Annotated in this window: 26 protein-coding genes; 19 read left to right on the top strand and 7 right to left on the bottom strand. The window is 64.0% G+C overall.

The window, feature by feature from the left end:
• Nucleotides 1-9: 9 nt before the first annotated feature.
• Genes KO539_RS04685 through KO539_RS04665 form a run of 5 tightly spaced genes read left to right on the top strand, consistent with a single transcriptional unit; the run spans nucleotide 10 to nucleotide 3591 of the window.
• On the top strand, nucleotides 10-741 hold the full coding sequence (locus KO539_RS04685; protein ID WP_035821402.1) for an RNA polymerase sigma factor FliA: 732 nt from the start codon (nucleotides 10-12) through the stop codon (nucleotides 739-741).
• Entirely contained in the window at nucleotides 723-1469 is a 747-nt protein-coding gene (locus tag KO539_RS04680; protein ID WP_219307566.1) for a flagellar motor protein, read from the top strand. The genes KO539_RS04685 and KO539_RS04680 overlap by 19 nt, the downstream gene beginning before the upstream one ends.
• Before the next feature lie 5 nt (nucleotides 1470-1474).
• Nucleotides 1475-2251, top strand: coding sequence for a flagellar motor protein MotD (gene motD / locus KO539_RS04675; protein WP_099378177.1), 777 nt, complete (start codon nucleotides 1475-1477; stop codon nucleotides 2249-2251).
• A gap of 49 nt (nucleotides 2252-2300) precedes the next feature.
• Nucleotides 2301-2663 carry a translation initiation factor Sui1 gene (locus KO539_RS04670; RefSeq protein WP_176390723.1) on the top strand — a complete coding sequence of 121 codons (363 nt, stop codon included), beginning with the start codon at nucleotides 2301-2303 and terminating at the stop codon, nucleotides 2661-2663.
• Between the two features lie 43 nt (nucleotides 2664-2706).
• Nucleotides 2707-3591, top strand: a complete 885-nt coding sequence (locus KO539_RS04665; protein WP_219307565.1) for a hypothetical protein — start codon at nucleotides 2707-2709, stop codon at nucleotides 3589-3591.
• An 18-nt stretch (nucleotides 3592-3609) separates the two neighbouring features.
• Here KO539_RS04665 and KO539_RS04660 read toward each other — a convergent pair whose 3' ends face one another.
• The 3 genes from KO539_RS04660 to flgA form a co-directional block, all read right to left on the bottom strand.
• Nucleotides 3610-4077 carry a flagella synthesis protein FlgN gene (locus KO539_RS04660; RefSeq protein WP_219307563.1) on the bottom strand — a complete coding sequence of 156 codons (468 nt, stop codon included), beginning with the start codon at nucleotides 4075-4077 and terminating at the stop codon, nucleotides 3610-3612.
• A gap of 8 nt (nucleotides 4078-4085) precedes the next feature.
• Complete coding sequence (gene flgM / locus KO539_RS04655; RefSeq protein ID WP_219307562.1) at nucleotides 4086-4394, bottom strand: flagellar biosynthesis anti-sigma factor FlgM; 309 nt, start codon at nucleotides 4392-4394, stop codon at nucleotides 4086-4088.
• Nucleotides 4395-4505: 111 nt separating this feature from the next.
• A complete protein-coding gene (flgA, locus tag KO539_RS04650) occupies nucleotides 4506-5201 on the bottom strand; it encodes a flagellar basal body P-ring formation chaperone FlgA (protein WP_219307561.1) in 696 nt (231 codons plus the stop codon).
• A gap of 191 nt (nucleotides 5202-5392) precedes the next feature.
• Between flgA and flgB the strand changes: the two genes are divergently transcribed.
• The 13 genes from flgB (at nucleotide 5393) to KO539_RS04585 (ending at nucleotide 18240) form a co-directional block, all read left to right on the top strand.
• Nucleotides 5393-5845, top strand: a complete 453-nt coding sequence (gene flgB, locus KO539_RS04645) for a flagellar basal body rod protein FlgB (RefSeq protein ID WP_219307560.1) — start codon at nucleotides 5393-5395, stop codon at nucleotides 5843-5845.
• A 2-nt stretch (nucleotides 5846-5847) separates the two neighbouring features.
• Nucleotides 5848-6249, top strand: a complete 402-nt coding sequence (gene flgC, locus KO539_RS04640) for a flagellar basal body rod protein FlgC (RefSeq protein WP_034754081.1) — start codon at nucleotides 5848-5850, stop codon at nucleotides 6247-6249.
• A 15-nt stretch (nucleotides 6250-6264) separates the two neighbouring features.
• Nucleotides 6265-6963 (top strand): flagellar hook assembly protein FlgD, encoded by a 699-nt coding sequence (locus tag KO539_RS04635; protein ID WP_219307559.1) that lies wholly within the window; start codon nucleotides 6265-6267, stop codon nucleotides 6961-6963.
• Nucleotides 6964-7011: 48 nt separating this feature from the next.
• Complete coding sequence (locus KO539_RS04630; RefSeq protein WP_219307558.1) at nucleotides 7012-8559, top strand: flagellar hook protein FlgE; 1548 nt, start codon at nucleotides 7012-7014, stop codon at nucleotides 8557-8559.
• A gap of 57 nt (nucleotides 8560-8616) precedes the next feature.
• Nucleotides 8617-9360, top strand: coding sequence for a flagellar basal body rod protein FlgF (locus KO539_RS04625; RefSeq protein ID WP_219307557.1), 744 nt, complete (start codon nucleotides 8617-8619; stop codon nucleotides 9358-9360).
• 72 nt (nucleotides 9361-9432) lie between these two features.
• Nucleotides 9433-10215 carry a flagellar basal-body rod protein FlgG gene (flgG, locus tag KO539_RS04620; protein WP_034754070.1) on the top strand — a complete coding sequence of 261 codons (783 nt, stop codon included), beginning with the start codon at nucleotides 9433-9435 and terminating at the stop codon, nucleotides 10213-10215.
• A 50-nt stretch (nucleotides 10216-10265) separates the two neighbouring features.
• Nucleotides 10266-10916, top strand: coding sequence for a flagellar basal body L-ring protein FlgH (locus KO539_RS04615; RefSeq protein ID WP_219307556.1), 651 nt, complete (start codon nucleotides 10266-10268; stop codon nucleotides 10914-10916).
• Between the two features lie 2 nt (nucleotides 10917-10918).
• On the top strand, nucleotides 10919-12034 hold the full coding sequence (locus tag KO539_RS04610) for a flagellar basal body P-ring protein FlgI (protein ID WP_257626103.1): 1116 nt from the start codon (nucleotides 10919-10921) through the stop codon (nucleotides 12032-12034).
• A 10-nt stretch (nucleotides 12035-12044) separates the two neighbouring features.
• Nucleotides 12045-12971 carry a flagellar assembly peptidoglycan hydrolase FlgJ gene (gene flgJ / locus KO539_RS04605; protein ID WP_219307555.1) on the top strand — a complete coding sequence of 309 codons (927 nt, stop codon included), beginning with the start codon at nucleotides 12045-12047 and terminating at the stop codon, nucleotides 12969-12971.
• A gap of 88 nt (nucleotides 12972-13059) precedes the next feature.
• Nucleotides 13060-15027: a flagellar hook-associated protein FlgK gene (flgK, locus tag KO539_RS04600; protein WP_219307553.1), complete on the top strand. Its 1968-nt coding sequence runs from the start codon at nucleotides 13060-13062 to the stop codon at nucleotides 15025-15027.
• A 51-nt stretch (nucleotides 15028-15078) separates the two neighbouring features.
• Nucleotides 15079-16320 (top strand): flagellar hook-associated protein FlgL, encoded by a 1242-nt coding sequence (gene flgL, locus KO539_RS04595; RefSeq protein ID WP_219307551.1) that lies wholly within the window; start codon nucleotides 15079-15081, stop codon nucleotides 16318-16320.
• 168 nt (nucleotides 16321-16488) lie between these two features.
• A complete protein-coding gene (locus KO539_RS04590; protein ID WP_219307549.1) occupies nucleotides 16489-16932 on the top strand; it encodes a MarR family winged helix-turn-helix transcriptional regulator in 444 nt (147 codons plus the stop codon).
• Nucleotides 16933-16980: 48 nt separating this feature from the next.
• Nucleotides 16981-18240 (top strand): MFS transporter, encoded by a 1260-nt coding sequence (locus KO539_RS04585; protein WP_219307548.1) that lies wholly within the window; start codon nucleotides 16981-16983, stop codon nucleotides 18238-18240.
• A 9-nt stretch (nucleotides 18241-18249) separates the two neighbouring features.
• Here KO539_RS04585 and KO539_RS04580 read toward each other — a convergent pair whose 3' ends face one another.
• The gene (locus tag KO539_RS04580) at nucleotides 18250-19146 is read right to left on the bottom strand and encodes a LysR family transcriptional regulator ArgP (protein WP_219307547.1); all 897 of its coding nucleotides are present in this window, start codon (nucleotides 19144-19146) and stop codon (nucleotides 18250-18252) included.
• A 73-nt stretch (nucleotides 19147-19219) separates the two neighbouring features.
• On the opposite strand from KO539_RS04580, the gene KO539_RS04575 reads away from it, so the two are divergent.
• Entirely contained in the window at nucleotides 19220-19867 is a 648-nt protein-coding gene (locus KO539_RS04575) for a LysE/ArgO family amino acid transporter (protein WP_219307546.1), read from the top strand.
• A 6-nt stretch (nucleotides 19868-19873) separates the two neighbouring features.
• Here KO539_RS04575 and fliR read toward each other — a convergent pair whose 3' ends face one another.
• Genes fliR through fliP form a run of 3 tightly spaced genes read right to left on the bottom strand, consistent with a single transcriptional unit; the run spans nucleotide 19874 to nucleotide 21795 of the window.
• On the bottom strand, nucleotides 19874-20740 hold the full coding sequence (gene fliR, locus KO539_RS04570; RefSeq protein WP_035821367.1) for a flagellar biosynthetic protein FliR: 867 nt from the start codon (nucleotides 20738-20740) through the stop codon (nucleotides 19874-19876).
• A 16-nt stretch (nucleotides 20741-20756) separates the two neighbouring features.
• Entirely contained in the window at nucleotides 20757-21026 is a 270-nt protein-coding gene (fliQ, locus tag KO539_RS04565; protein WP_035821365.1) for a flagellar biosynthesis protein FliQ, read from the bottom strand.
• 10 nt (nucleotides 21027-21036) lie between these two features.
• Nucleotides 21037-21795 (bottom strand): flagellar type III secretion system pore protein FliP, encoded by a 759-nt coding sequence (gene fliP, locus KO539_RS04560; RefSeq protein ID WP_370385431.1) that lies wholly within the window; start codon nucleotides 21793-21795, stop codon nucleotides 21037-21039.
• Between the last annotated feature and the right edge of the window lie 6 nt (nucleotides 21796-21801).

Here is a 21801-nt window from a genome sequence, read left to right as displayed (position 1 = left end):
AAGCAGCCTATGTACACGGTCAAAGGGAAATCGAACAAGGACTATTTGCTGACGGAGCATATTCCGCTGGTGAAGCGTCTGGCGCACCATATGAAGGCGAAATTGCCGCCTTCGGTCGAGGTCGATGACCTGATCCAGGCTGGCATGATCGGCCTGCTCGATGCCATCAGCCGCTATGAAGAGACGCATGGCGCGCAGTTCGAGACGTATGCCGTGCTGCGCATCCGCGGCGCCATGCTCGACGAATTGCGCACCAGCGACTGGCTGCCGCGCAGCATGCGCCAGAACATGCGCAAGATCGAAGAGGCGATGAGCACCTTGCAGCAGCGCCTCGGCCACCCGCCGACGGAGTCGGAAGTGGCGAAACTGCTCAAGATGTCGCTGGCCGACTACCAGGAAATGCTGGGCGACGGCGGCGGCCACCAGCTCGTGTACTACGAAGACTTTCATGACCCGGACGGCAATGACAGCTTCCTCGACCGCCATTGCGTGGACGAGGACAGCGACCCCTTGCGTTCCCTGCTCGATACCGATTTCCGGCAATCCGTGATCGATGCCATCGACGCGCTGCCGCCACGCGAGAAAATACTCATGGGCCTGTATTACGAAGAAGAGCTGAACCTGAAGGAGATCGGCGCGGTGATGGGCGTATCCGAATCGCGCGTCTCGCAGCTGCATACCCAGGCCGTCGCGCGCCTGCGCGCAACCTTGAGGGAGCTGGCGTGGACTGGTCCAGCGTAATCGGGCTGGCGCTGGCGCTGGCCGGCCTGTTGGTCGGCCAGGCGCTGGAAGGGGGCAAGATGGCCTCCCTGCTGCAGCCTGCCGCCTTCGCCATCGTGGTCATCGGCACCTTCGGCGCCGTGCTGCTGCAAACGCGGCTGCGTACTTTTGTGCGCGGCCTGGAAATGCTGCGCTGGGTCTTCCTGCCGCCCGCCGACACGCGCGCCGCGCTGGCGCGCGACATCGGACTCTGGAGTCTGACGGCGCGCCGCGACGGCCCGCTGGCGCTCGAGCGCCTGATGGAAAACACGGCCGACCGCTTCAACGCCAAGGGTTTGCGCATGATCGTCGACGGCATCGCGCCCGACAAGCTGCGCCAGCTGCTCGACGTGGAAATCTCCGCCTACGAGATGGCCGAGCGCCAGGCCGTCAAGGTGTGGGAATCGGCGGCCGGCTATTCGCCCACCATCGGCATCCTGGGCGCCGTGCTGGGCCTGATACACGTGATGGAAAACCTCACCGACCCGAGTAAATTAGGCAGCGGCATCGCCGTGGCGTTTGTCTCCACCATCTACGGCGTGGGCCTGGCCAACCTGCTGTTCCTGCCGGTGGCGAATAAACTCAAGGCCATCGTGTCGCGCCGCGTGCTGCAATATGAAATCACGGCCGCCGTGCTGTACGACATCGCCACGGGCGACCATACGCGCATCATCGAAGAGCGCGTGTCCAGCCTCTTGCACGAGCACTGACCATGATGCGGCGCGCGCGCAGGAAGTATGACGAGGAACCGGACAACCAGGACCGCTGGCTGATCTCGTATGCCGACTTCATCACCCTGCTGTTCGCCTTTTTCGTCGTGATGTACGCCATTTCGCAAGTCAACGAAGGCAAATACCGCGTCTTCCAGAATGCCATCGGCCAGGCCTTCAGCCTGGAAAAGGGCGCGCCGCCCATCATCATGGAAGCGCCGCAAGCCATTCCTTTGCCGAATCCCGCCCTGAAACGCCGCACGGAAGCCATCCGCCGCGAGCGCGAACACATGACGCGCCTGGCGCAGGACCTGACGTCGACCCTGGCGCCGCTGGTGAAGGAGGGCAAGGTGCGGGTCACGCAGACGAGCCGCGGCGTGAGCGTGGAAATCAATGCCAGCGTGCTGTTCGATCCGGGCGCGGCGCGCCTGACGACGGAGTCGGACCAGGCCCTGCGCGCCGTGGCCGTGCTGCTCAAGGACGATACGCACGACGTGCAGGTGGAAGGGCATACGGATGTCCAGCCGATCAGCAATTCGAACTTTGCCTCGAACTGGGAATTGTCGGCCGCGCGCGCCAGCGCCGTGGTGCGCCTGTTCATCGCCAGCGGCGTCAAGGCTTCGCGCCTGACGGCCGTCGGCCACGCCGACAATATTCCCGTGGCGCCCAATGAAACGGCGGAAGGGCGCGCGCGCAACCGCCGGGTCGCCGTGACGATTTTGTCGGGCATCCCCGAAACGGTGACGGAAGTGCCGACGGCGCCCGTGGCGCCAGCCAATTGAACGCCGCCGCTTGGTACAATCGCGGCATTCTCTCTTTTATCTCTTCCTCATGAAAAGCAGCTCCCTGGGCGGTCTCGTCTATTCCACCGAAACGGGCCGCATGTGTCCCGCCTGCCGCCAGCCGCTGGCGCAATGCGCGTGCAAGGCGCAAGCCAAAGCGGCGCCAATCGGCGACGGCGCGGTGCGCGTGTCGCGCCAGACCAAGGGCCGCGGCGGCAAGAGCGTCACGGTGGTAAAAGGCTTGGCGCTGGACGCCATCGCGCTGGCCCTGCTGGGCAAGCAGTTGCGCACGCAGTGCGGCTCGGGCGGCACGGTCAAGGATGGCGTGATCGAAGTGCAGGGCGACCATGTGGACACCATCCTGGCCGCGCTGGCCAAACTGGGCCACCAGGCGAAAAAGGCCGGCGGCTGAGGGTGCACAGGCGTGCGGCCCGCTGCCGCGCGCATGTGGTAACGTGCGCTTCCCATCCACGCGCATCGTCTCCATGAACGTCAAATTCACCGGCATCGCCATCGCCGCCGCCATCGCGGCCGTGCTGGCGCTCGTGTACTGGCCAGCGCCCGACGGCGGCGCGCCGGAACCTGTCGCCGTTGCCGCCAGCGCGCCGGCGGGGCGCAGCCTGGCATCGTATCTGAATATCGACGCCACCCCGGCCGCCGATGCCGCGCCCGTTGCCGTGACCCTGGCGCGGCGGCTAGAACGCCTGGGCGCCAGCGGCAAGCCGGAAGACGCGTATGCGGCCTTCAACCTGATCGACGACTGCATCGTCTTCCAGCGCGAAAGCCGCTTGCCGGGGCTGGAATTCGAACTGGGACGCGAGATGACGGCGGAAGAAAAAGCCGCCCAGCAGCAGTTGTGCGGGGGCCTGACGCAGCGCCAGCGCGAGGACCGTCTCGCTTATCTGGCCAGCGCCGCGCAAGGCGGCGTGCCCGGCGCCGCCACCCTGTTCCTGTCGGAAGGCCCGTTCGGCGACCGCAGCGCGCTGCGCAACCGTCCCGACGATCCGCTGGTGCAGGCGTGGAAGCGGCAAGCCATCGCCCAGCTGACGGCGCAGGCGGACGAGGCGGAACTGACGAGCGTGTCGACGCTGATGATGGCCTACCTGCGCGATGGCGAGGTGGTGCAGAAGGATGCGTCGCAGGCGTATGGCTACCTGCTGGCCCTGCGCCAGGTCTACGACGATATCCTCGCGCCCGGCGTCACCAATCCATATCAGGATGAATACTGGCACTGGCTGCAGGCGGAACTGACGCCGGAGCAGCAGGCGGCCGCCAGCGCCAGGGCGCAAGCCATCGTGGTGAAATGGCGCCAGCACGCGGGGCGTCCCGCCCACGGTTGAACTGCTCAATAAGGGAAATTAGCCGATGACGACGCGCCGGCTGGCCGTGTTCGTCGTCGGTTGGCCGCTGGGACCGTAGAAATTGCCGCTTTGGGCCGGGGGGCGCATGGCGTTCAGGGCGCCTTGCGTATGTACCATGTGCTTGTTGACGAGCAGGCTGTTCAGGCGGTTTTGTTCCTTGGCTTCGCGCGTCGTCTCGAGCAAGGCTTTCCACAGGGGCGCCGCTTCGGCTTCATTGGCGCCGACCAGCCAGTCTTCCATGCCCGCTTCGGCGGCGAGAAATCCCGCTGCCGCCAGCGCCTGGTGGCGTTGCGCCGCCAGCTGGCTCAATTGTCCTACGAGTGCTGTCTTGCGTACGGTGAGCTCCGTGATTGCATCGATGTCAGCCGCAACCAGATGCCGCTGTTCTTCTTTCATCAATGCCAGCAATGTGGTCATGAGCTGTTGCTCGTCGCGCAGGCTGGAAAACGGAGTCACTGATTGCATGAGGGAACCTATCTATTTCGTGAGTGCAGCAAGTCCTTGACCGTGTCGAGGAGACCGTCCGCCACTTTTTCAGAGTTGACCTGGAACTGGCCGTCGGCGATCGCCAGCTTGATGCGTTCGACTTTTTTCGTGTCGAACACGGCGCCGCTGCCGGCAGTTGCACTGGCCGCTAATGCCTGTCCTTGCGGCGACAGGCGTACATTGTCCGACGTTGTCGGTGTTGCCTGGGTTTTCTCGGCATTCCGGGCGCCGGAGGTACTCGCGGGCGCCACCGGCAGGCCGGGATTGCTTTTAATGGTGTTGTCGGTAATTTTCACAGCGTGATCCTCGTCTGGTCGAAGTCAAAAAACTCCGGGATATGTGTCATTATCGGCACCTTCTCCCGAAACTTTAGTGCGCCAGACCACAATATCGCTGTCCATCCGTGTTCAGAAGGCTACTTCGACCATCCCCCCGGCCCGCGCCACGCCGCTGATCTGCTGGCCGCTCTGCGTGCGCACCTGCACCGTCTGGCCATCGCCGGCGCTGCCGATGGCGCGTCCTTCTGATGCCACCTGGAAACCATTGCCACTGGAAACGACGCGCACCAGCTGGCCCTGCATCACCACCGGCTTGCGGCGCAAGGTGTCGAGGCGCATCGGCGTGCCTGGCGGCAAGGAAATATTCGTGCTGGCGCCGACCACCTGGGCCATGTCCGTGGCGATGCCTGCTGGTAATGCGGCCAGGTCGCCCTGCATCGTCACCAGCTGGCTGGCGTCGATGGCTTGCCCTTGCGCCAGCGGCACGGCGCTGGCCACGTAGTCGCCGACGACGGCCACGTTGGCTTGCAAATAAATGGTCCAGCTGCTTGGAGCCGTGCAGCGCACGCCGACGGTGGTCTTGCCCCAGGCGCGCGCGCCCGGCGCCATGAACGCTTGCGGCGCGGGGCAGGCGGCCAGGTTCAGGCGCGGATCGACGGCGCCGACGGTGATCGTCACCTTGCCCGGCAAACCGTTGCTTTGTACTTGCAGGAATTGTTCCACGCTGTTGCGCAGCGCTTCCGGCGTTTGCCGGCCGGCGTTTTGCGCCTGCGCCAGCAGTGGCAGGGCGGCAAGAGCGAGGAGGAAAGCAAGCGGTGTTTTCATGGTGATAGGCCTCTGGAATACTGCCATGATAGTGCGCGCCGCCCCGTTCGAAGCGCCGATTAAGGGGTAAAAGTATGGTCTGATCCGGCGATGGTCTTGCGGGTGGGCGCCGTACTATGTTTCCTGTCATCACTATACCGCCATCCTTCCGCCATCTCGGGCGCCAGTGGCAGATCTTTCCGGAGCCTGACATGATAGGGAAACTCGACGATTACATGCGCTTCAACGAGACGGCGCTGAGCCTGCGCTCGACGCGCCAGGAATTGCTCGCCTCGAATATCGCCAATGCCGACACGCCCAACTACAAGGCGCGCGATGTCGATTTCGCCAGCGCGCTGAAGGGTGCGATGGCGCGCAAGGATGGCGTGCCGCCGGCCCTGAAGGGTACGGCGCCGCAGCATATGCCGGGCAGGGGCGTGGCCGCCGCAGCGGGCGCAGCCGGTGGCGGCAAGGTCGAGACCCTGGCCGACGGCACGCCGCTGCTGTACCGCGCGCCGGCCCAAGGCGCCGTCGATGGCAATACGGTCGACATGGACCTCGAGCGCAATGCCTTTGCCGACAACGCCATCCGCTACGAGGCGGCCGTGACGTTCCTCAACTCGCAGATCAAGGGCATGCTGACGGCCATTCAGGGAGGACAATAATCATGTCGCTATTTAATATCTTCAATGTTTCCGGTTCGGCCATGAGCGCCCAGGCGCAGCGCCTGAACACGGTGGCCAGCAATCTGGCCAATGCGGACAGCGCCACCAGCGCCACGGGCGAAGCCTACCGCGCCAAGCAGGTGGTGTTCGAAGCCGTGCCCATGGCCAATGGCGCCACGGCCGTCAAGGTGCAAAAGGTGATCGAAGATCCGTCGCCGATGAAGCTGGTCTACGACCCGAAGAATCCGCTGGCCGACGAGAAGGGCTACGTCACCATGCCCAACGTGAATACGGTCGACGAGATGGTCAACATGCTGTCGGCTTCGCGCTCGTACCAGACCAACGTGGAAACCATGAACGCGGCCAAGTCGCTGCTCCTGAAAACCCTCACCATCGGCCAATAAGGCTGACTGATCATTATGGCAACCATCGATACCAGCACCGCCAAAGTCACCGACCTGATGGCGACGATGAATCCGAAGAAGAACACGGCCGCGAAAGGCAGCGTCGAGGAAGAAACGAACAAATTCCTGACCCTGCTGGTGACCCAGCTGCAAAACCAGGACCCGATGAACCCGCTGGACAATGCGCAGCTGACGAGCCAGCTGGCCCAGTTGTCCACGGTGACGGGCGTCAACAAGCTCAATACCACCCTGGAAACGCTCAAAACCAGCTACCAGCAGGCCGAATCGATGCAGGCGGCCAATATCATCGGCCACGGCGTGCTGACGGCAGGCAAGAGCATCAACTTGAGCAAGAGCGCGGCCCTGCTGGGCGTGGACCTGGCGACGCCGGCCGACAAGGTCAAGGTCATCATCTACAACAGCTCGGGCAAGGAAGTCCATTCCATCGACCTGGGCCCGCAGGACGCGGGTACCTTGCCGCTGGGCTGGAACGGCTCCACCGCCGAGCTCGACAAAGATGGCAAGCCGGTCGTGCTGGCCGACGGCGCCTACACCTTCACGGTGGAAGCCACGCGCGGCGGCGCCAAGCTGACCGATGCGGCGGCGCTGATGTTTGGCTCGGTCGCCAGTGTGTCGACGGGCGCGGGTGGCGTGAAATTGAACGTGCCGGGCGTGGGCAGCATCACCATGGCCGACGTGAAACAGATTTTGTAAACAATATTGTCAAGCTGGTTCGTAACTAATTCCTAACAGGAGAGCAAAATGTCTTTTCAACAAGGCCTGAGCGGCTTGAACGGCGCCGCCAAATCGCTGGACGTCATCGGTAACAACATCGCCAACTCGGCCACCGTGGGTTTCAAGCAATCGCAGGCGCAGTTTGCCGACATCTATGCCAACTCCCTGTATGGCGTGGGCGGCAACCAGCCCGGCATCGGCGTGTCCGTGTCGCAAGTGGCGCAGCTGTTCAACCAGGGTAACCTGGAAAGCTCGTCCAATCCGCTCGACATCGCCATCAATGGCGGCGGTTTCTTCCGCACCAGCGTGAACGGCGCCATTCAGTATTCGCGCAACGGCCAGTTCCAGGTCGACAAGAGCGGCTTCATCATCAATGCGCAGAAAGCCCAGCTGACCGGTTATCCGGCCGATGCGAACGGCAAGATCCTGGCCGGCGCCACCGTGCCGCTGCAGATCGATCCCTCCGACATGGCGCCGCAGGCGACCACCAAGGTCGATACCCAGGTCAACCTCGATTCCAAATCGCTCATGCCGACCGTGGTGCCGTTCACCGTGGGCGAGCAAAAGTCCTGGACCCAGCAATTCTCCGTGCCCGTCTACGATTCGCTGGGCAATGCGCACACCATGTCCAATTTCTACGTCAAGACGGGCACCAATACCTGGGATGTCTACTCGGCCACTGACGGCAAGGAAATCACCAGCGCGAAAGTCGTGGCCGCGGCGCAGACCGATGCCGCCTCGGTGGCCGCGCGCGCCGCCTACCAGGCCGCCGTTACGGCCGTGCCGCTGGTGCCGGCGGCTATCACGACCGCCGCCGTCGCCTATGGCATTGCGGCCGGCTCCGCCATACGCACCGCCGCGGCGGCGGCCGGCGCCAGCCCCGCCCAGCTGGCCGCCATCAGCGCCACCTATGGCAGCGCCGTGCCCGACGGCGTCAATTCCAGCCTGACGCCAGACCAGATCGATGGCAGGATCTCCGCGGTGACGGATGTGCCCGCCGTGAGGTCGGCTTCGCTGGTGTTCAACAGCGTTGGCAGCCTGGACAAGGCCGCCATGCTGGCCCTGACGCCGCCGCAAACCCTGCCGGTGACGGTCAACCTGCCAGTTTTTCCCGCCACGGGTGCGAACGCCAACCTGGCGATCAAGGTCGACTTTACCAATTCGACCCAGCTCAGTTCCTCCACCAGCGAAAAGCGGACCGTGGCCGATGGCTATGCAGCCGGCCAGCTGGACCGTTTCGTCGTGGGTTCCGATGGCGTGATCCAAGGACAGTACAACAATGGCAAGACGCGCGACCTGGGCCAGGTGGTATTGACCAAGTTTGCCAATCCGAATGGCCTCGAACCGCTGGGCAACAATGCCTGGGCGGAAAGCTCGACCTCGGGCAGTCCCATGACGGGTTCGCCGAGCACGGGCGGCCTGGGCGACTTGCGCGCCTCGTCCGTGGAAGTGTCGAACGTGGACCTGACGGCGGAACTGGTCAACATGATCACGGCCCAGCGCGCCTATCAGGCGAATGCGCAGACCATCAAGACGCAGGATTCCGTTTTACAAACCTTAGTCAACCTCCGCTAATAAGTTGACCGGGGGCGCATGCCCCCGATTTTATTGTTGGTTTGGGAGAAATAAAAAATGGACCGTCTCATCTACACCGCCGGCTCGGGCGCCAAGCACATCCTCGACAAGCAGGCGACCACGGCGAACAACCTGGCGAATGCCACCAGCACGGGTTTCCGTGCCCAGCTCGACTCGTTCCGCGCCGTGCCCGTGGTGGCCGAGGGCATGATGCCGACGCGCGCCTTTGTCGTCGATTCGACGGTCGGTTCCGATTTCACGCAAGGCCCCATGCAGCACACGGGCCGCGCGCTCGATGTGGCCGTGGAAAACGGCGGCTGGATCGCGGTGCAGTCGGCCGATGGTTCCGAAGCCTACACGCGCAACGGCGCCTTGAAACTCAATGAAAACGGCATGCTGCAAACGCAGTCGGGGCTGATGGTGCAGGGCGATACGGGCCCGATGGCCATTCCGCCCGGCGTGACGGTGGCCATTGCCAGCGACGGCACGGTGGGCACGATTTCCACCGACGTGCCGCCAGGGCCATCGACGGTGCTGGGACGCATCAAGCTGGTCAACCCGCCCGAGCAGCAACTGGTGCGCGGCGACGACGGTCTGTTCCGCCTGAAGGATGGCACGGTGGCGCAAGCCGACCAGGCCGTCAAGCTGACGACCGGTGCGCTGGAAGGCAGCAATGTCAGCCCCGTCGACTCGATGGTCAGCATGATCGCCCTGGCGCGCCAGTTCGAAACGCAAATGAGCTTGTTGAAGAATGCCGAGAATAACGCGGCGAAAGCCACCCAGATCCTCGCTTTGAATTGATGGGGGCCACCGCATAATGGTCACATAGAAATAGTCTACAGAGCTGACTAGCGCTGTTATTGGAGAAAAATCATGATTCGTTCCCTTTGGATTGCCAAAACCGGCCTGGAAGCGCAGCAGACGCAGATGGACGTGATCGCCAATAACCTGGCCAACGTCAGCACCACGGGCTTCAAGAAGTCGCGCGCCGTGTTTGAAGACTTGCTGTATCAAAACGTGCGCCAGCCTGGCGCGCAATCGTCGCAGCAAACCCAGCTGCCATCAGGCTTGCAGATCGGCACCGGCGTGCGCACCGTGGCGACCGAACGCATCCATACGCAGGGCAATCCCCAGGCATCGGGCAATTCGCGCGACGTGATGGTCAACGGCACGGGTTTCTTCCAGGTGCTGATGCCGGACGGCGCCACCGCCTACACGCGCGACGGCTCGTTCCAGACGGACGCCAACGGCCAGCTGGTCACCTCCGAAGGTTTCGTCATCCAGCCCGCCATCACCGTGCCGACCAATGCGCTGAGCCTGACCGTGGCGCGCGACGGCACCGTTTCCGTCACCTTGCCCGACACGGTGGCGCCATCGCAGATCGGCTCGCTGCAACTGACCACCTTCGTCAACCCGGCCGGCCTGGAATCGAAGGGCGAAAACCTGTACATGGAAACGGGCGCCTCCGGCGTGGCGCAAACCAACACCCCGGGCACGAACGGCGCCGGCGTGCTGATGCAGGGCTATATCGAGACCTCGAACGTCAACGTGGCCGAGGAAATGGTCAACATGATCCAGACGCAGCGCGCCTACGAGATCAACAGCAAGGCCATCACCACATCCGACCAAATGCTGCAGAAATTGTCGCAACTTTAATTTTCATAGTCGTCATGCCATCCGCCGCCGGATGGCAGCGGAGGTTCGCCATGCAATACCCCATCATCGCTTTGTTCTCTGCAGTCCTGCTGTCCGGCTGCGCCATCACGCCTACGTCCATCGTGCAATATCCGACCTCCACGCGCGCGCCGATGCCGGAACCGGTGGTCGTCAACAATGGCTCCATCTACCAGCCGTCGACCTACCGTCCCGCCTTCGAAGACCGCCGCGCGCGCCACGTGGGCGACACCATGACCATCGCCATCACCGAGCGCACGAATGCCGTCAAGGCGGGCGCCAGTTCCGGCAACAAGTCGGGCAGCGTGGGCTTCAGCACGCCGGGCATGCTGCAGGGCCGCCTGGGCGGCAGCGTCTCGGCGAATGGCGCGACGAAATTTGCCGATGGCGACAACCAGTCCGCCAGCAACACCTTTAGCGGCGTGATCGGCGTGACGGTGATTGAAGTGCTGCCAAACGGCAACCTGATCGTCGCCGGCGAAAAACAGATCGCCATGAACAAGGGCACGGAATTCATCCGCTTCTCGGGCATGGTCAATCCGGACACCATCGGCACGGGCAACGTCGTGCCATCGACCCAGGTGGCCGAAGCGCGCGTCGAATACCGCACCAACAGCCAGATCGACCGCGCCGAAATGGCCTCGATGGCGTCGCGCTTCTTCCTCAGCCTGCTGCCATTCTGATCATGGCCACTTTCACCTTTCCCCGCTTTGCCGCCATTTTCGGCCTGACCGTTTCCCTGCTGGCGCCCGTGGCGCAGGCCGAACGCATCAAGGACCTGGCCAGCATCGCCGGCGTGCGCCAGAATCAGCTGATGGGCTATGGCCTCGTCGTCGGCCTCGACGGCAGCGGCGACCAGACCACGCAAACCCCATTCACCATCCAGAGCGTGGCGGCGATGCTGCAGCAGCAAGGTATCAACTTGCCGCAAGGCACCAGTTTGCAGCTGAAAAACGTGGCCGCCGTGATGGTGACGACGTCCTTGCCCGCGTTTGCCCAGCCGGGCCAGATGCTCGACGTGACGGTGTCGTCGATGGGTAATGCGAAAAGCTTGCGCGGCGGCACTTTGTTGATGACGCCCTTGAAGGGCGCCGACGGCCAGGTGTACGGCATGGCGCAGGGTAACGTGCTGGTGGGCGGCGTGGGCGCGCAGGCGGCCGGCAGCTCCGTTGTCATCAATCATCTGAGCGTGGGACGTATTTCTGGTGGTGCTACCGTCGAGCGCAGCGTGCCTTCGGCGCTGGGCGCCAACAACACCATCCGCCTGGAATTGAACGCCACCGATTTTGCCACCGCCAGCCGCGTGGTTGACGCCATCAACAGCCGCTACGGCGCCGGCACGGCCGCCGCGCTCGACGGCCGCGTGATCCAGGTGCAGTCGCCCAGCGGCAGCGATCAGCGCGTGTCTTTCCTGGGCCAGCTGGAAAGCATCGAAGTCAATCCGGCCCGCCTGGCGGCCAAGGTCATCATGAATGCGCGCACCGGTTCCGTCGTGATGAACCAGTCCGTGACCCTGGAAACCTGCGCCATTTCGCACGGCAACCTGTCCGTCACCATCAATGTCGAGCCGCAGGTGAGCCAGCCGGCGCCCTTGTCGGGCGGACGCACGGTGGTCACGCAGACGGCGCAGATCGATATCAAGAAGGAACCGGGCAAGGTCATGCTGGTCAAGGGCGGCGCCTCGCTGTCCGAGGTGGTGAAGGCCCTCAACGCCATCGGCGCCTCGCCGCAAGACTTGCTGGCCATCCTGCAGGCGATGAAAGCGGCCGGTTCGCTGCGCGCCGAACTTGAAATCATTTGATGGACACGCCATGATCAGCCAAACCGACCTCAGCAATACCGCCGCCTATGACGTCAAGGGCATGGATGGCTTGCGCCAGTCCGCCAAGGCGAAGGACCCCGCCGCCCTGAAAGAGGCGGCCACGCAATTCGAAGCCATGTTCATCAACATGATGATGAAAAGCATGCGCGAAGCCACGCCGCAGGACGGCATCATGGATAGCCAGCAAAGCAAGATGTACACCTCGATGCTGGACCAGCAGACGAGCCAGAACCTGGCCAAGCGAGGCACGGGCCTGGCGGACGTGCTGATCCGCCAGTTGTCGTCGACGAACCATGCGCTGGCCGCCGATGGCGCCGAAGCGCCGTCGCCCCGCTCGTCGAGCATGGCGCAGGCGCTGGCCGCGTTCCGCCAGCAGCAGGGCGCCTTGACCGATGGCGCAAGCGGCGCCAGCGCCACCGGCAAGACCCTGAGCGACAAGGCCAATGCCACGCAGGCGCCGCACGTGCGTGCCTTCCAGGAAAAACTGGGCGTGCATGCGGAAGAAGCCAGCCGCGCCACCGGTATTCCGGCCAAGTTCATGCTGGGCCAGGCGGCGCTGGAAACGGGCTGGGGCAAGCGCGAAATCATCGCCCGCGACGGCAGCAGCAGCCACAACCTGTTCGGCATCAAGGCTTCCAGCGACTGGAAGGGCAAGGTCACGGAAGCCGTCACGACGGAATACGTGAATGGCAAAGCGCAGCGCAAGGTGGAAAAATTCCGCGCCTACGACAGTTACGCGGACAGCTTCAAGGATTATGCGCAGTTGATTACCAACAACAAGCGTTACGAAAAAGTCCTGGCCAGCGCGGGCGACGCCAGCACCTTCGCCCACGGCTTGCAAAAGGCCGGCTACGCGACGGACCCGAATTACGCTGCCAAATTGACAAAAATTATCAAGCATTCGCTGGTCGGTTAAGCCACCGCCATACCCCTGTGCAGGCCGCGTGCTTCAAGTTTTCGCCGCGGCTGCCGTAAATACATTTGACGGTAACCAATAAGACACCATGACTTCGAATCTACTCAGCATCGGTAAAAGCGGTTTGCTTGCAGCGCAGGTGGGCCTGTCGACGACCGGGCATAACATCACCAATGCCAACGTGGCCGGCTACAACCGCCAGGTGGTGTTGCAGCAGACTTCGCAGTCCAACTATGCGGGCTACGGCTTCATCGGCACGGGCACGGAAGTGTCGCAGATCAAGCGCCAGTACGACAGCTTCATGGCCACCCAGGTCAATGCCGCGCAAAGCGCCACCAGCGCGCTCGACGCCTATTACACGCAGATCAGCCAGATCGATAACCTGCTGGCCGATCCCACGGCGGGTCTGTCGCCCGCCCTGCAGGACTTCTTCAAGGGTGTGCAGGATTTCAGCTCGAATCCCTCTTCGGTCGCGTCGCGCCAGGCGCTGCTGTCGAGCGCCGGTTCGCTCACTTCGCGTTTCCAGGGCCTGAGCGCGCGCCTGACGGAGATCGGCGACGGCGTCAATTCGCAGATCACGTCGAATGTGATGGTGATCAATACCTATGCCAAGCAGCTCGCTGAACTGAACAAGTCAATTTCCCAGTTATCGGTCGACGCCAGCAACCAGCCCAACGATCTGCTGGACCAGCGCGACCAGGTGATCACGGAATTGAACAAATATGTCAAGGCGACGGTGCATCCGGCTGCCAACAATACCGTCACCATCTCCATCGGCGCGGGCCAGCCGCTGGTGGTGGCGGACCGCAGCTTCGAACTGGCGGCCACGCCTTCGCGGACAGACCCGAACCGCATCGAGGTGGGCTATCTTACGGGCAGCACCGTCACCGTGCTGCCGGATAGCTCCCTGACCGGCGGCTCGCTGGGCGGCTTGCTGGAATTTCGCAGCGGCACCCTGGACAATGTTCAGAACTCGCTGGGCAAGGTGGCCATCGCGCTGGCCAGTACCTTCAACGATCAGCACAAGCTGGGGCAGGACTTGAATGGCGCCATGGGCGGCGACTTTTTCAAGATACCCGACCCCGTGATCGGCGCCGACCGCGGTAACAACGCCACCAGCACGACCGTGCTGTCGGCCAAGGTCAGCGACCCGACCAAACTGACGGCCAGCGATTACAGCCTGAAATACGACGGCAGCAATTATGTGGTGACGCGCGAGTCCGACGGCGCGCACACCATCATCAATCCCTACCCGCAAACGGCGCCGCAAACCATCGACGGCGTCGATTTCTCGATCTCGGGCACGGCTGCCCAGGGCGACAACTACGTCATCAGGCCGACGGCAAACGGCGCGGCCGGCCTGAACGTGCTGATCACCGACCGCAACAAGATTGCCGCCGCCGCGCCGATCGCCACGTCGGCGCCCGTGGCCAATACGGGCTCAGGCAAGCTCGGCGCCGGCTCCGTCGACAAGGCCTACCTGACCCCGGGCAATGCCTTGACGGGCCCCGTGACCTTGACGTACGACAAGGCGACCACCTCGCTGACGGGTTTCCCGGCAGGCCAGGCGGTGACGGTCAAGGGCTTGAATGGCGCCACCACGACCTATCCGGCCGGCACGGCGAACATCCCCTATACGGAAGGCGACAACTTCAGCTTTGGCGGCATCAATGTCGGCATGACGGGCGCGCCGGCGCAGGGCGATACCTTCGTCATCCAGCCCAACCCGGGCGGCGTGGGCGACAACCGCAATGCCGCGCTGCTGGCGGGCTTGCAGACGAAGAATATCCTCGATGGCGGCAAGGCCACGTTCCAGGGTTCGTATGCGCAAACCGTCAGCTTCGTGGGCAACAAGACGCGCGAAGTACAGGTCAGCGGCCTGGCCAGCCTGGCTTTGCTGCAGCAGACCAGCACCCAGCAGCAGGCCGTTTCCGGCGTCAACCTCGATGAGGAGGCGGCCAACCTGCTGCGTTATCAGCAGTCCTACCAGGCGTGCGGCAAGGTCATGCAGATCGCCAGCACCCTGTTCGACGTGGTGATCGGCCTGGGACGTTAATCAATTTTTACCGCAGCGCAGCGCGCGGCGGCTTTCTGGAAGGGCAGCATCATGCGCATCAGCACACGAATGATTTATGACCAGGGCAGCTCGCAGCTGAACAATCTGCAGGGCGCCTTGAATCGCACGCAGATGCAGCTGTCGTCGAACCGCCGCAACCTGACGCCGGCCGACGATCCTATCGCCTCGTCGCGCGCGCTGGAAGTGACGCAGTCGCAATCGATCAACACGCAATTCGTGACGAACCGCTCGAACGCGAAGAACTTCCTGTCGCAGGAAGAGCTGGCATTGGCCAGCACCACCTCGCTGATCGCCGACGTGAAAGACCTGGTCCTGAAGGCCGGCAATCCTTCCCTCAAGGATGTCGACCGCGATACCCTGGCCAGGGAGCTGGAAGGCCGGCTGACCGACTTGCTGGGCATTGCGAACACGGCCGATGGCGCCGGCGGCTACCTGTTTTCCGGCTATAAATCCACCACCCAGCCCTTCAGCCAGACGCCGACGGGCGCCACCTATGTGGGCGACCAGGGCCAGCGCGAACTGCAGGTGGGCTCGGCGCGCTACCTGGCTACCAGCGATTCCGGCGCTACCGTGTTTGAAAACAACCTGACCGGCAACGGCAAGTTCACCACGGCGGCCGCCACCGCCAACTTCACGCGCGGCGGCTCGGGCATCGTTTCCGGCGGCACGGTGACGGACCCGTCGGCATTGACGGGGCATAAGTATTCGATCGATTTCAAGGTCACGGGCACGGGCACCGACGCCGTCACCACGTACACTGTCACGGACGCCACCTTGGGCCAGACGGTGCCCAATCCCGCCGTGCCCATCCCCTACAAGGCGGGCGACGCCATCACCTTCGACGGCCAGCAGGTGAACATCACGGGCAAGCCGGCCGACCAGGACAGCTTTACCCTGGAGCCGAGCGCCAAGGAATCGCTGTTTACCACCGTGAAAAACCTGATTGGCGTGCTGCGCCAGCCGGGCAGTGGCGATGCGGGACAGGCGCGCCTGACGAATGGCTTGAACGCCGCGCATAATATTCTCGACACCGCCTACGACAATGTCCTGTCCGTGCGCGCGGAAGTCGGTTCGCGCATGAAGGAACTTGATTATCTCGACAGCGCCGGCGACGACCTCGACATCCAGTACGCCACCACCCTGTCGGATCTGCAAGACCTCGACATGGTCAAAGCCATTTCCAACTTCAGCCAGCAGCAAGTTACCCTGCAGGCGGCGCAGAAAACGTTCACCTCGATCTCGGGCCTGTCGTTGTTCAACTACATCAGCTAAACAGCCGGCATCGGCAGGATGGCCGGCAAGCCGGGGCAGGGAGGACATCTCCCGCCCCGGCTTTTTTGCGTCCGCACGATGGCCGTCTTGATAAGACATGCAGGCAAACTGTGCAGTCTACCTGCATATCTGTTATAGTAGGGGCCGTTGATCCACCACACGGCTACCATGACCACCCCGCAAGAAGACCACGAACAAGTCCTGCAATTGGCCGGCGAATTGCGCATCCTGGTCGGCAAGCTGCGCCGCCGCCTGCGCGAAGAAGCGCACCTGGGCGACGTCAGCATGTCGCAGGCATCCGTGCTCAGCCGTCTTGAACGCGACGGCCCGGCCACGGCCAGCAGCCTGGCGCGCGCCGAAGGCATGCGGCCCCAGTCGATGGCCGCCACCGTGCAAGCGTTGACGGAAGCGCGGATGGTGACGGGTTCGCCCGATCCGCTTGATGGCCGGCAAACGCTATTGACCCTGACGGACAGCTGCCGCGCCTGGATCGCGGTCAGCCGTGCCGCGCGCGAAGACTGGCTGGCGCGCACCATTGAAACCCGGCTCACGCCGGACGAAGTCACCGAACTGGACAAGGCGGTGGCATTACTCAAACGCTTGGCGGAGTGATCCGCTGAATTTTTCACCACGACCCCGGCAAGGAGCCCGCACGCCCAGATGAACAACACATTCCGTTCGCTACGCATTCCCAATTACCGTATCTGGGCCGGCGGCGCCCTCGTGTCGAATATCGGCACCTGGATGCAGCGCACGGCGCAAGATTGGCTGGTGCTGAGCGAATTGACGCAGCACAATGCCAGCGCCGTCGGCATCGTCATGGCCTTGCAATTCGGCCCGCAACTGCTGTTGCTGCCCCTGACGGGCATGGCGGCCGACTTGCTGGATCGCAGGAAATTGTTGTTGTGTACGCAGGCGGCCATGGGTTTGCTGGCGCTGGGACTCGGGATCTTGTGCATCACCGGCCTGGTGCAGCTGTGGCATGTATATGTGTTTGCTTTCCTGCTGGGCTGCGTGACGGCCTTCGATTCGCCCGTGCGCCAGACTTTTGTTGCCGAAATCGTCGGCGAGGAAGATTTGACCAATGCCGTGGCGCTCAATTCCACCTCGTTCAATGCGGCGCGCATGCTGGGCCCGGCGGTCGCCGGCTTGCTCATCAGCAGCGTCGGCAGCGGCTGGGTCTTCATCATCAACGCTGTCAGTTTTGCGGCCGTGATCGGATCGCTGTTGCTGCTGCGCGTGGAATTGCTGCGCCGCGCGCCGCGCATCAAGGCCACGCGTGCCAGCCTGGGCGAGGGTTTCCGCTACGTGCGCCAGCGGCCCGACCTGATGGCCATCCTGCTGATGCTGTTCCTGATCGGCACCTTCGGCTTGAATTTCCCGATTTTCCTCTCGACCATGTCGGTGACGGTCTTCCATGCGGGCGCCGGCCAGTATGGCGTGCTCAGTTCCATCATGGCGTGCGGCTCCGTGGCCGGCGCCCTGCTGGCGGCGGGGCGCGGCCAGCCTACACTGGCCTTGCTGCTGGGGGCGGCGGCGCTGTTCGGCCTGGCGTGCGCGCTGGCCGCCGTGATGCCCAATTACTGGCTGTTCGGCATGATGCTGGTGGTCATCGGCATCGCCGCGCAAACCTTTACCACCAGCGTCAACAGCAGCGTGCAACTGTCGACGGCGCCCGCCATGCGGGGCCGCGTGATGGCGATACTCCTGGCCATCTCGGCGGGCGGCACGCCGCTGGGCGCGCCCGTCGTGGGCTGGGTAGCCGACACCTTCGGCCCGCGCTGGGCGCTGGGCATAGCCGCCCTGTCGGGGCTGGCGGCGGCCCTCGTCGGTGTGCGCTACCTGGTCAAACATCACCAGCTGCGTTTGAATGTCGATGTGCGGCGCTGGCGCTTTGCATTCAGCAGCGACCAGCCCTGAGCTTGGCAATCAGGGCGGCAGCAGGCCCGTGCGGGCGGCGGACAGGATGGCGCCGCTCAAGCCGTCGAGCAGGTTCGACGCGGCACGCGCCGTGTGCCAGTGCAGGGGCACGTCCAGGGGCGAGTCCGGCAGCAGTTCGACCAGGCTGCCATTGTCGAGACAGGCCTGGATCAGCGCCTGCGGATGCAAGCCCCAGCCCATGCCGGCCAGGCCGGCCGTGACGAAGGCGTGCGACGAGGGCAGGGTGTGGCGCGGCAATTCCACGTGCCGGTGGCACAGGCGCCGCACCCAGCGCGCTTGCAGCTCGTCCTTGGTATTGAAGACGAGGCTGGGCGCCAGCGCCAGGCTGGCGGCGCCCACGCCGTGGGCAAAATGCCGCTGCACGAAGGCGGGACTGGCGGCCGCCAGGTAGCGCATGGCGCCCAGCGGCCGGCTGTTGCAGCCTGATGCGGGCCGGGCCGTGGCGCTGACGGCCGCCAGCACGGCGCCGCTGCGCAGCCACTCGGCCGTATGGTCCTGGTCGTCGACGGCCACTTGCAGCAGCACCGGGTGTGCGGCCGCGAAGGCGGCGATGGCGGGCGCCAGCCAGGTGGCCAGGCTATCGGCATTCACGGCGATGGGCACGCTGGCGCGCGACATGCCCTGCGCGGCCAGCGCCGGCAAGGTACCTTGCAAATCCTGTTCCAGCAGTTGCACCTGGTCCACGTGCTGGCACAGGCGCCGGCCCGTCTCCGTGGCGCGGCAGGGCTGGTCGCGTATCACCAGCGCGCAGCCGACGCGCTCTTCCAGCAGGCGGATGCGCTGCGAAATCGCCGATGGCGTCACGTGCAAGGCGCGCGCCGCGCGCTCGAAACTGCCTTCGCGAATGACGGCGGCCAGGGCGGCGAGGGCGGCATAGTCGAGCATGAATGAAGTTTTCCTTAACTGGCAATAGAAAAGGTAGTTTGCCTTCATTCCCTGCGGCTGGCAAGATCGCCGCATGACACTCCCGACCGCCACCACACCACTCGTTTTTTCCGTCTTTCTCCAGGGCTTGACCCTGGGCCTGGGACTCATCGTTGCCATCGGCTCGCAAAATGCCTTTGTCTTGCGGCAAGGCTTGCGCCGCGAACACGTGGGTGCCATCGTGCTGTTTTGCGCCCTGGCCGACGCGGCGCTGATTGCCGCCGGCGTCCTGGGCATGGCCAGTGCGCTGGGGCAGCGTCCCCTGCTGGCCAGCGCGCTGGCGCTGGGCGGCGCCGCTTTCCTGGCCGTGTATGGTTGGCAAGCCCTGCGGCGCGCGCGCCGGCCGCAGCAGTTGCGCGCGGCCGAGGGCGGGGCGCAACTGGGCCTGGCTGCCATCCTGGCGCAGGCGGCGGCGTTTACCTTGCTCAATCCCCATGTGTATCTGGATACGGTATTGCTGGTGGGAAGTATCGGCGCCCAGCAGCCGGGCGTGCTGCGCAGCTGGTTTATCGCCGGCGCCAGCGCGGCCAGTCTGCTGTGGTTTGCCTCGCTGGGATTTGGCGCGCGCTGGCTGGCGCCGTGGTTTGCGCGGCCCCGGGCCTGGCAAGTGCTCGATGGCTTGATTGGTATCACGATGTTCGTGCTGTCGGCGCTGCTGCTGCGCCACGCGCTGGGCTGGTAGCCCGGATCAGGGCGCGGGCGGCAGCGGCGCGGGCGCAGGCAGTGCCGGGCGCAAGGGATTCGGCGGCGCGGGCGGCGGTGGCCGGTCGCGCGTGGCAAAGCCGCGTGGCAGCAGACGCGCCGTTTCTATGCCGCGCAGGAACATGTTCTGGAACGGTGTGGCCAGGTAGGGCAGGACCATGCTGATCACCAGCAAGCCCACGCCCAGGGTGACGGGAAAGCCGATACCGAAAATGTTCAGCTGCGGCGCGGCCCGCGTCAGTATGCCCAGCGCCACGTTGGTCAGCAGCAGGGCGGCGATGATGGGCAGCGAAATTTGCAGGCCGGAACGGAAGATTTCCCCGCCCCAGGCCGCCAATTGCTGGAAGCCGCCGCCGCTGATGGGACTCGACGAGATCGGCAGGCTGACAAAGCTTTCCGCCAGCGCCGCCAGCAAGACCAGGTGGCCGTTGACGGTCAAAAACATCAAGGTGGCCAGCATGACGAGGAACTGGCTGATGGCGGAAGAGCGGCCCTTGGTTTGCGGGTCGAAGAACGAGGCGAAGCCCAGGCCCATGGTGAGACTGCTGATCTCGCCGGCCATTTCGATGGCGGAAAACACGATGCGGATGGAAAAGCCCATGGCCAGGCCCACCAGCATCTCCTGCGTGAGGATCAATAAGCCGGGCAAGGACATCGGATTGACAGCAGGCAAGGCCGGCACCGTGGGGGCGATGATCATGGCCAGCAGCGCGCCCAGGGTCACCTTGACGGTGGCCGGCACGGATGCATTGCCGAACAGCGGGGCGGCCGCGATCAGGCCGAGGATGCGGCTAAGCGGCCACAGCAATGCTGCGATCCACGTGTTCAGTTCGATGCTGGACAGGGTCAGCATGGCAACGTTTGCTGCACTAGCCCACCAGGTTCGGGATGCCCGTAAACACCTGGCGCATGTAGTCGAGCATGACGGACAGCATCCACGGGCCGGCCACGACGAGGGCGACGAAAATGCCGACCAGCTTCGGGATGAAGGACAGGGTCGCCTCGTTGATTTGCGTGGCCGCCTGGAAAATACTCACGATCAAGCCGATGATGAGGGCGACGAGCAGCATGGGCGCGGCCACCATCAGCGTGATTTCCATCGCATGGCGGCCCAGGGTCATGACGCTTTCGGGTGTCATCGTACTTCCCCTAGTAGAAACTCTGTGACAGCGAGCCCAGCAGCAACTGCCAGCCATCGACCAGCACGAACAGCATCAGCTTGAACGGCAGCGAGATCGTCGCGGGCGACATCATCATCATACCCATCGACATCAGCACGCTGGCGACCACCATGTCGATGATCAAAAACGGGATGAAGATGGCAAAGCCGATCTGGAATGCCGTCTTCAGTTCGCTGGTGACGAAGGCGGGCACGAGGATGCGCAGCGGCACGTCTTCCGGGCCTTGCAGGGCCGGCGAGCGCGACATCTTGGCGAACAGGGCCAGGTCGGCCTGGCGCGTCTGCTTGAGCATGAAGGTTTTCAGGGGATCGACGCCCTTGTCCATCGCCTGCTGCATGGTGATCTTGTTTTCTTGGTAGGGCTGGTAGGCATCCGTATAAATCTTGTCGAACACGGGGCCCATGACGAACAGGGTCAGGAACAGGGCCAGGCCCACCAGCACCTGGTTCGGCGGCGCCGATTGCGTGCCGATGGCCTGACGCAGCAGGGACAGCACGATGATGATGCGCGTAAAGCAGGTCATCATCAGCAAGGCCGCCGGCAGGAAGGTGAGCGACGTCATCAGGATGAGCGTCTGCACCGGCAACGAGTAGTTCTGTCCCCCGCCTGGGGCCGGCGTGCTGTTGAAGGCCGGGATGCCCGGCTGGGCCATGGCCCACAGCGGCAAGGCCAGGGCGGCGGCCGCCAGCAGCCAGGTCAAAGGAGTCTTCAAGGTGGACCACGCCATCTGCTG

It is taken from the genome of Janthinobacterium sp. NKUCC06_STL, assembly GCF_019345455.1.
Lineage (GTDB): Bacteria > Pseudomonadota > Gammaproteobacteria > Burkholderiales > Burkholderiaceae_D > Janthinobacterium > Janthinobacterium rivuli.
Note: the sequence above shows the minus strand (reverse complement) of the source record. Positions and strands in the feature narration are given on the sequence as shown.

Excerpts from the sequence above, each read along its gene's own strand:
- KO539_RS04685 (WP_035821402.1), top strand. The coding sequence starts at position 10 with ATGTACACGGTCAAAGGGAAATCGAACAAGGACTATTTGCTGACGGAG.
- motD (WP_099378177.1), top strand. The coding sequence starts at position 1,475 with ATGCGGCGCGCGCGCAGGAAGTATGACGAGGAACCGGACAACCAGGAC.
- KO539_RS04670 (WP_176390723.1), top strand. The coding sequence starts at position 2,301 with ATGAAAAGCAGCTCCCTGGGCGGTCTCGTCTATTCCACCGAAACGGGC.
- KO539_RS04660 (WP_219307563.1), bottom strand. The coding sequence starts at position 4,077 with ATGCAATCAGTGACTCCGTTTTCCAGCCTGCGCGACGAGCAACAGCTC.
- flgA (WP_219307561.1), bottom strand. The coding sequence starts at position 5,201 with ATGAAAACACCGCTTGCTTTCCTCCTCGCTCTTGCCGCCCTGCCACTG.
- flgB (WP_219307560.1), top strand. The coding sequence starts at position 5,393 with ATGATAGGGAAACTCGACGATTACATGCGCTTCAACGAGACGGCGCTG.
- flgC (WP_034754081.1), top strand. The coding sequence starts at position 5,848 with ATGTCGCTATTTAATATCTTCAATGTTTCCGGTTCGGCCATGAGCGCC.
- KO539_RS04635 (WP_219307559.1), top strand. The coding sequence starts at position 6,265 with ATGGCAACCATCGATACCAGCACCGCCAAAGTCACCGACCTGATGGCG.
- KO539_RS04630 (WP_219307558.1), top strand. The coding sequence starts at position 7,012 with ATGTCTTTTCAACAAGGCCTGAGCGGCTTGAACGGCGCCGCCAAATCG.
- KO539_RS04625 (WP_219307557.1), top strand. The coding sequence starts at position 8,617 with ATGGACCGTCTCATCTACACCGCCGGCTCGGGCGCCAAGCACATCCTC.
- flgG (WP_034754070.1), top strand. The coding sequence starts at position 9,433 with ATGATTCGTTCCCTTTGGATTGCCAAAACCGGCCTGGAAGCGCAGCAG.
- KO539_RS04615 (WP_219307556.1), top strand. The coding sequence starts at position 10,266 with ATGCAATACCCCATCATCGCTTTGTTCTCTGCAGTCCTGCTGTCCGGC.
- KO539_RS04610 (WP_257626103.1), top strand. The coding sequence starts at position 10,919 with ATGGCCACTTTCACCTTTCCCCGCTTTGCCGCCATTTTCGGCCTGACC.
- flgJ (WP_219307555.1), top strand. The coding sequence starts at position 12,045 with ATGATCAGCCAAACCGACCTCAGCAATACCGCCGCCTATGACGTCAAG.
- flgK (WP_219307553.1), top strand. The coding sequence starts at position 13,060 with ATGACTTCGAATCTACTCAGCATCGGTAAAAGCGGTTTGCTTGCAGCG.
- flgL (WP_219307551.1), top strand. The coding sequence starts at position 15,079 with ATGCGCATCAGCACACGAATGATTTATGACCAGGGCAGCTCGCAGCTG.
- KO539_RS04590 (WP_219307549.1), top strand. The coding sequence starts at position 16,489 with ATGACCACCCCGCAAGAAGACCACGAACAAGTCCTGCAATTGGCCGGC.
- KO539_RS04585 (WP_219307548.1), top strand. The coding sequence starts at position 16,981 with ATGAACAACACATTCCGTTCGCTACGCATTCCCAATTACCGTATCTGG.
- KO539_RS04580 (WP_219307547.1), bottom strand. The coding sequence starts at position 19,146 with ATGCTCGACTATGCCGCCCTCGCCGCCCTGGCCGCCGTCATTCGCGAA.
- KO539_RS04575 (WP_219307546.1), top strand. The coding sequence starts at position 19,220 with ATGACACTCCCGACCGCCACCACACCACTCGTTTTTTCCGTCTTTCTC.
- fliR (WP_035821367.1), bottom strand. The coding sequence starts at position 20,740 with ATGCTGACCCTGTCCAGCATCGAACTGAACACGTGGATCGCAGCATTG.
- fliQ (WP_035821365.1), bottom strand. The coding sequence starts at position 21,026 with ATGACACCCGAAAGCGTCATGACCCTGGGCCGCCATGCGATGGAAATC.
- fliP (WP_370385431.1), bottom strand. The coding sequence starts at position 21,795 with ATGGCGTGGTCCACCTTGAAGACTCCTTTGACCTGGCTGCTGGCGGCC.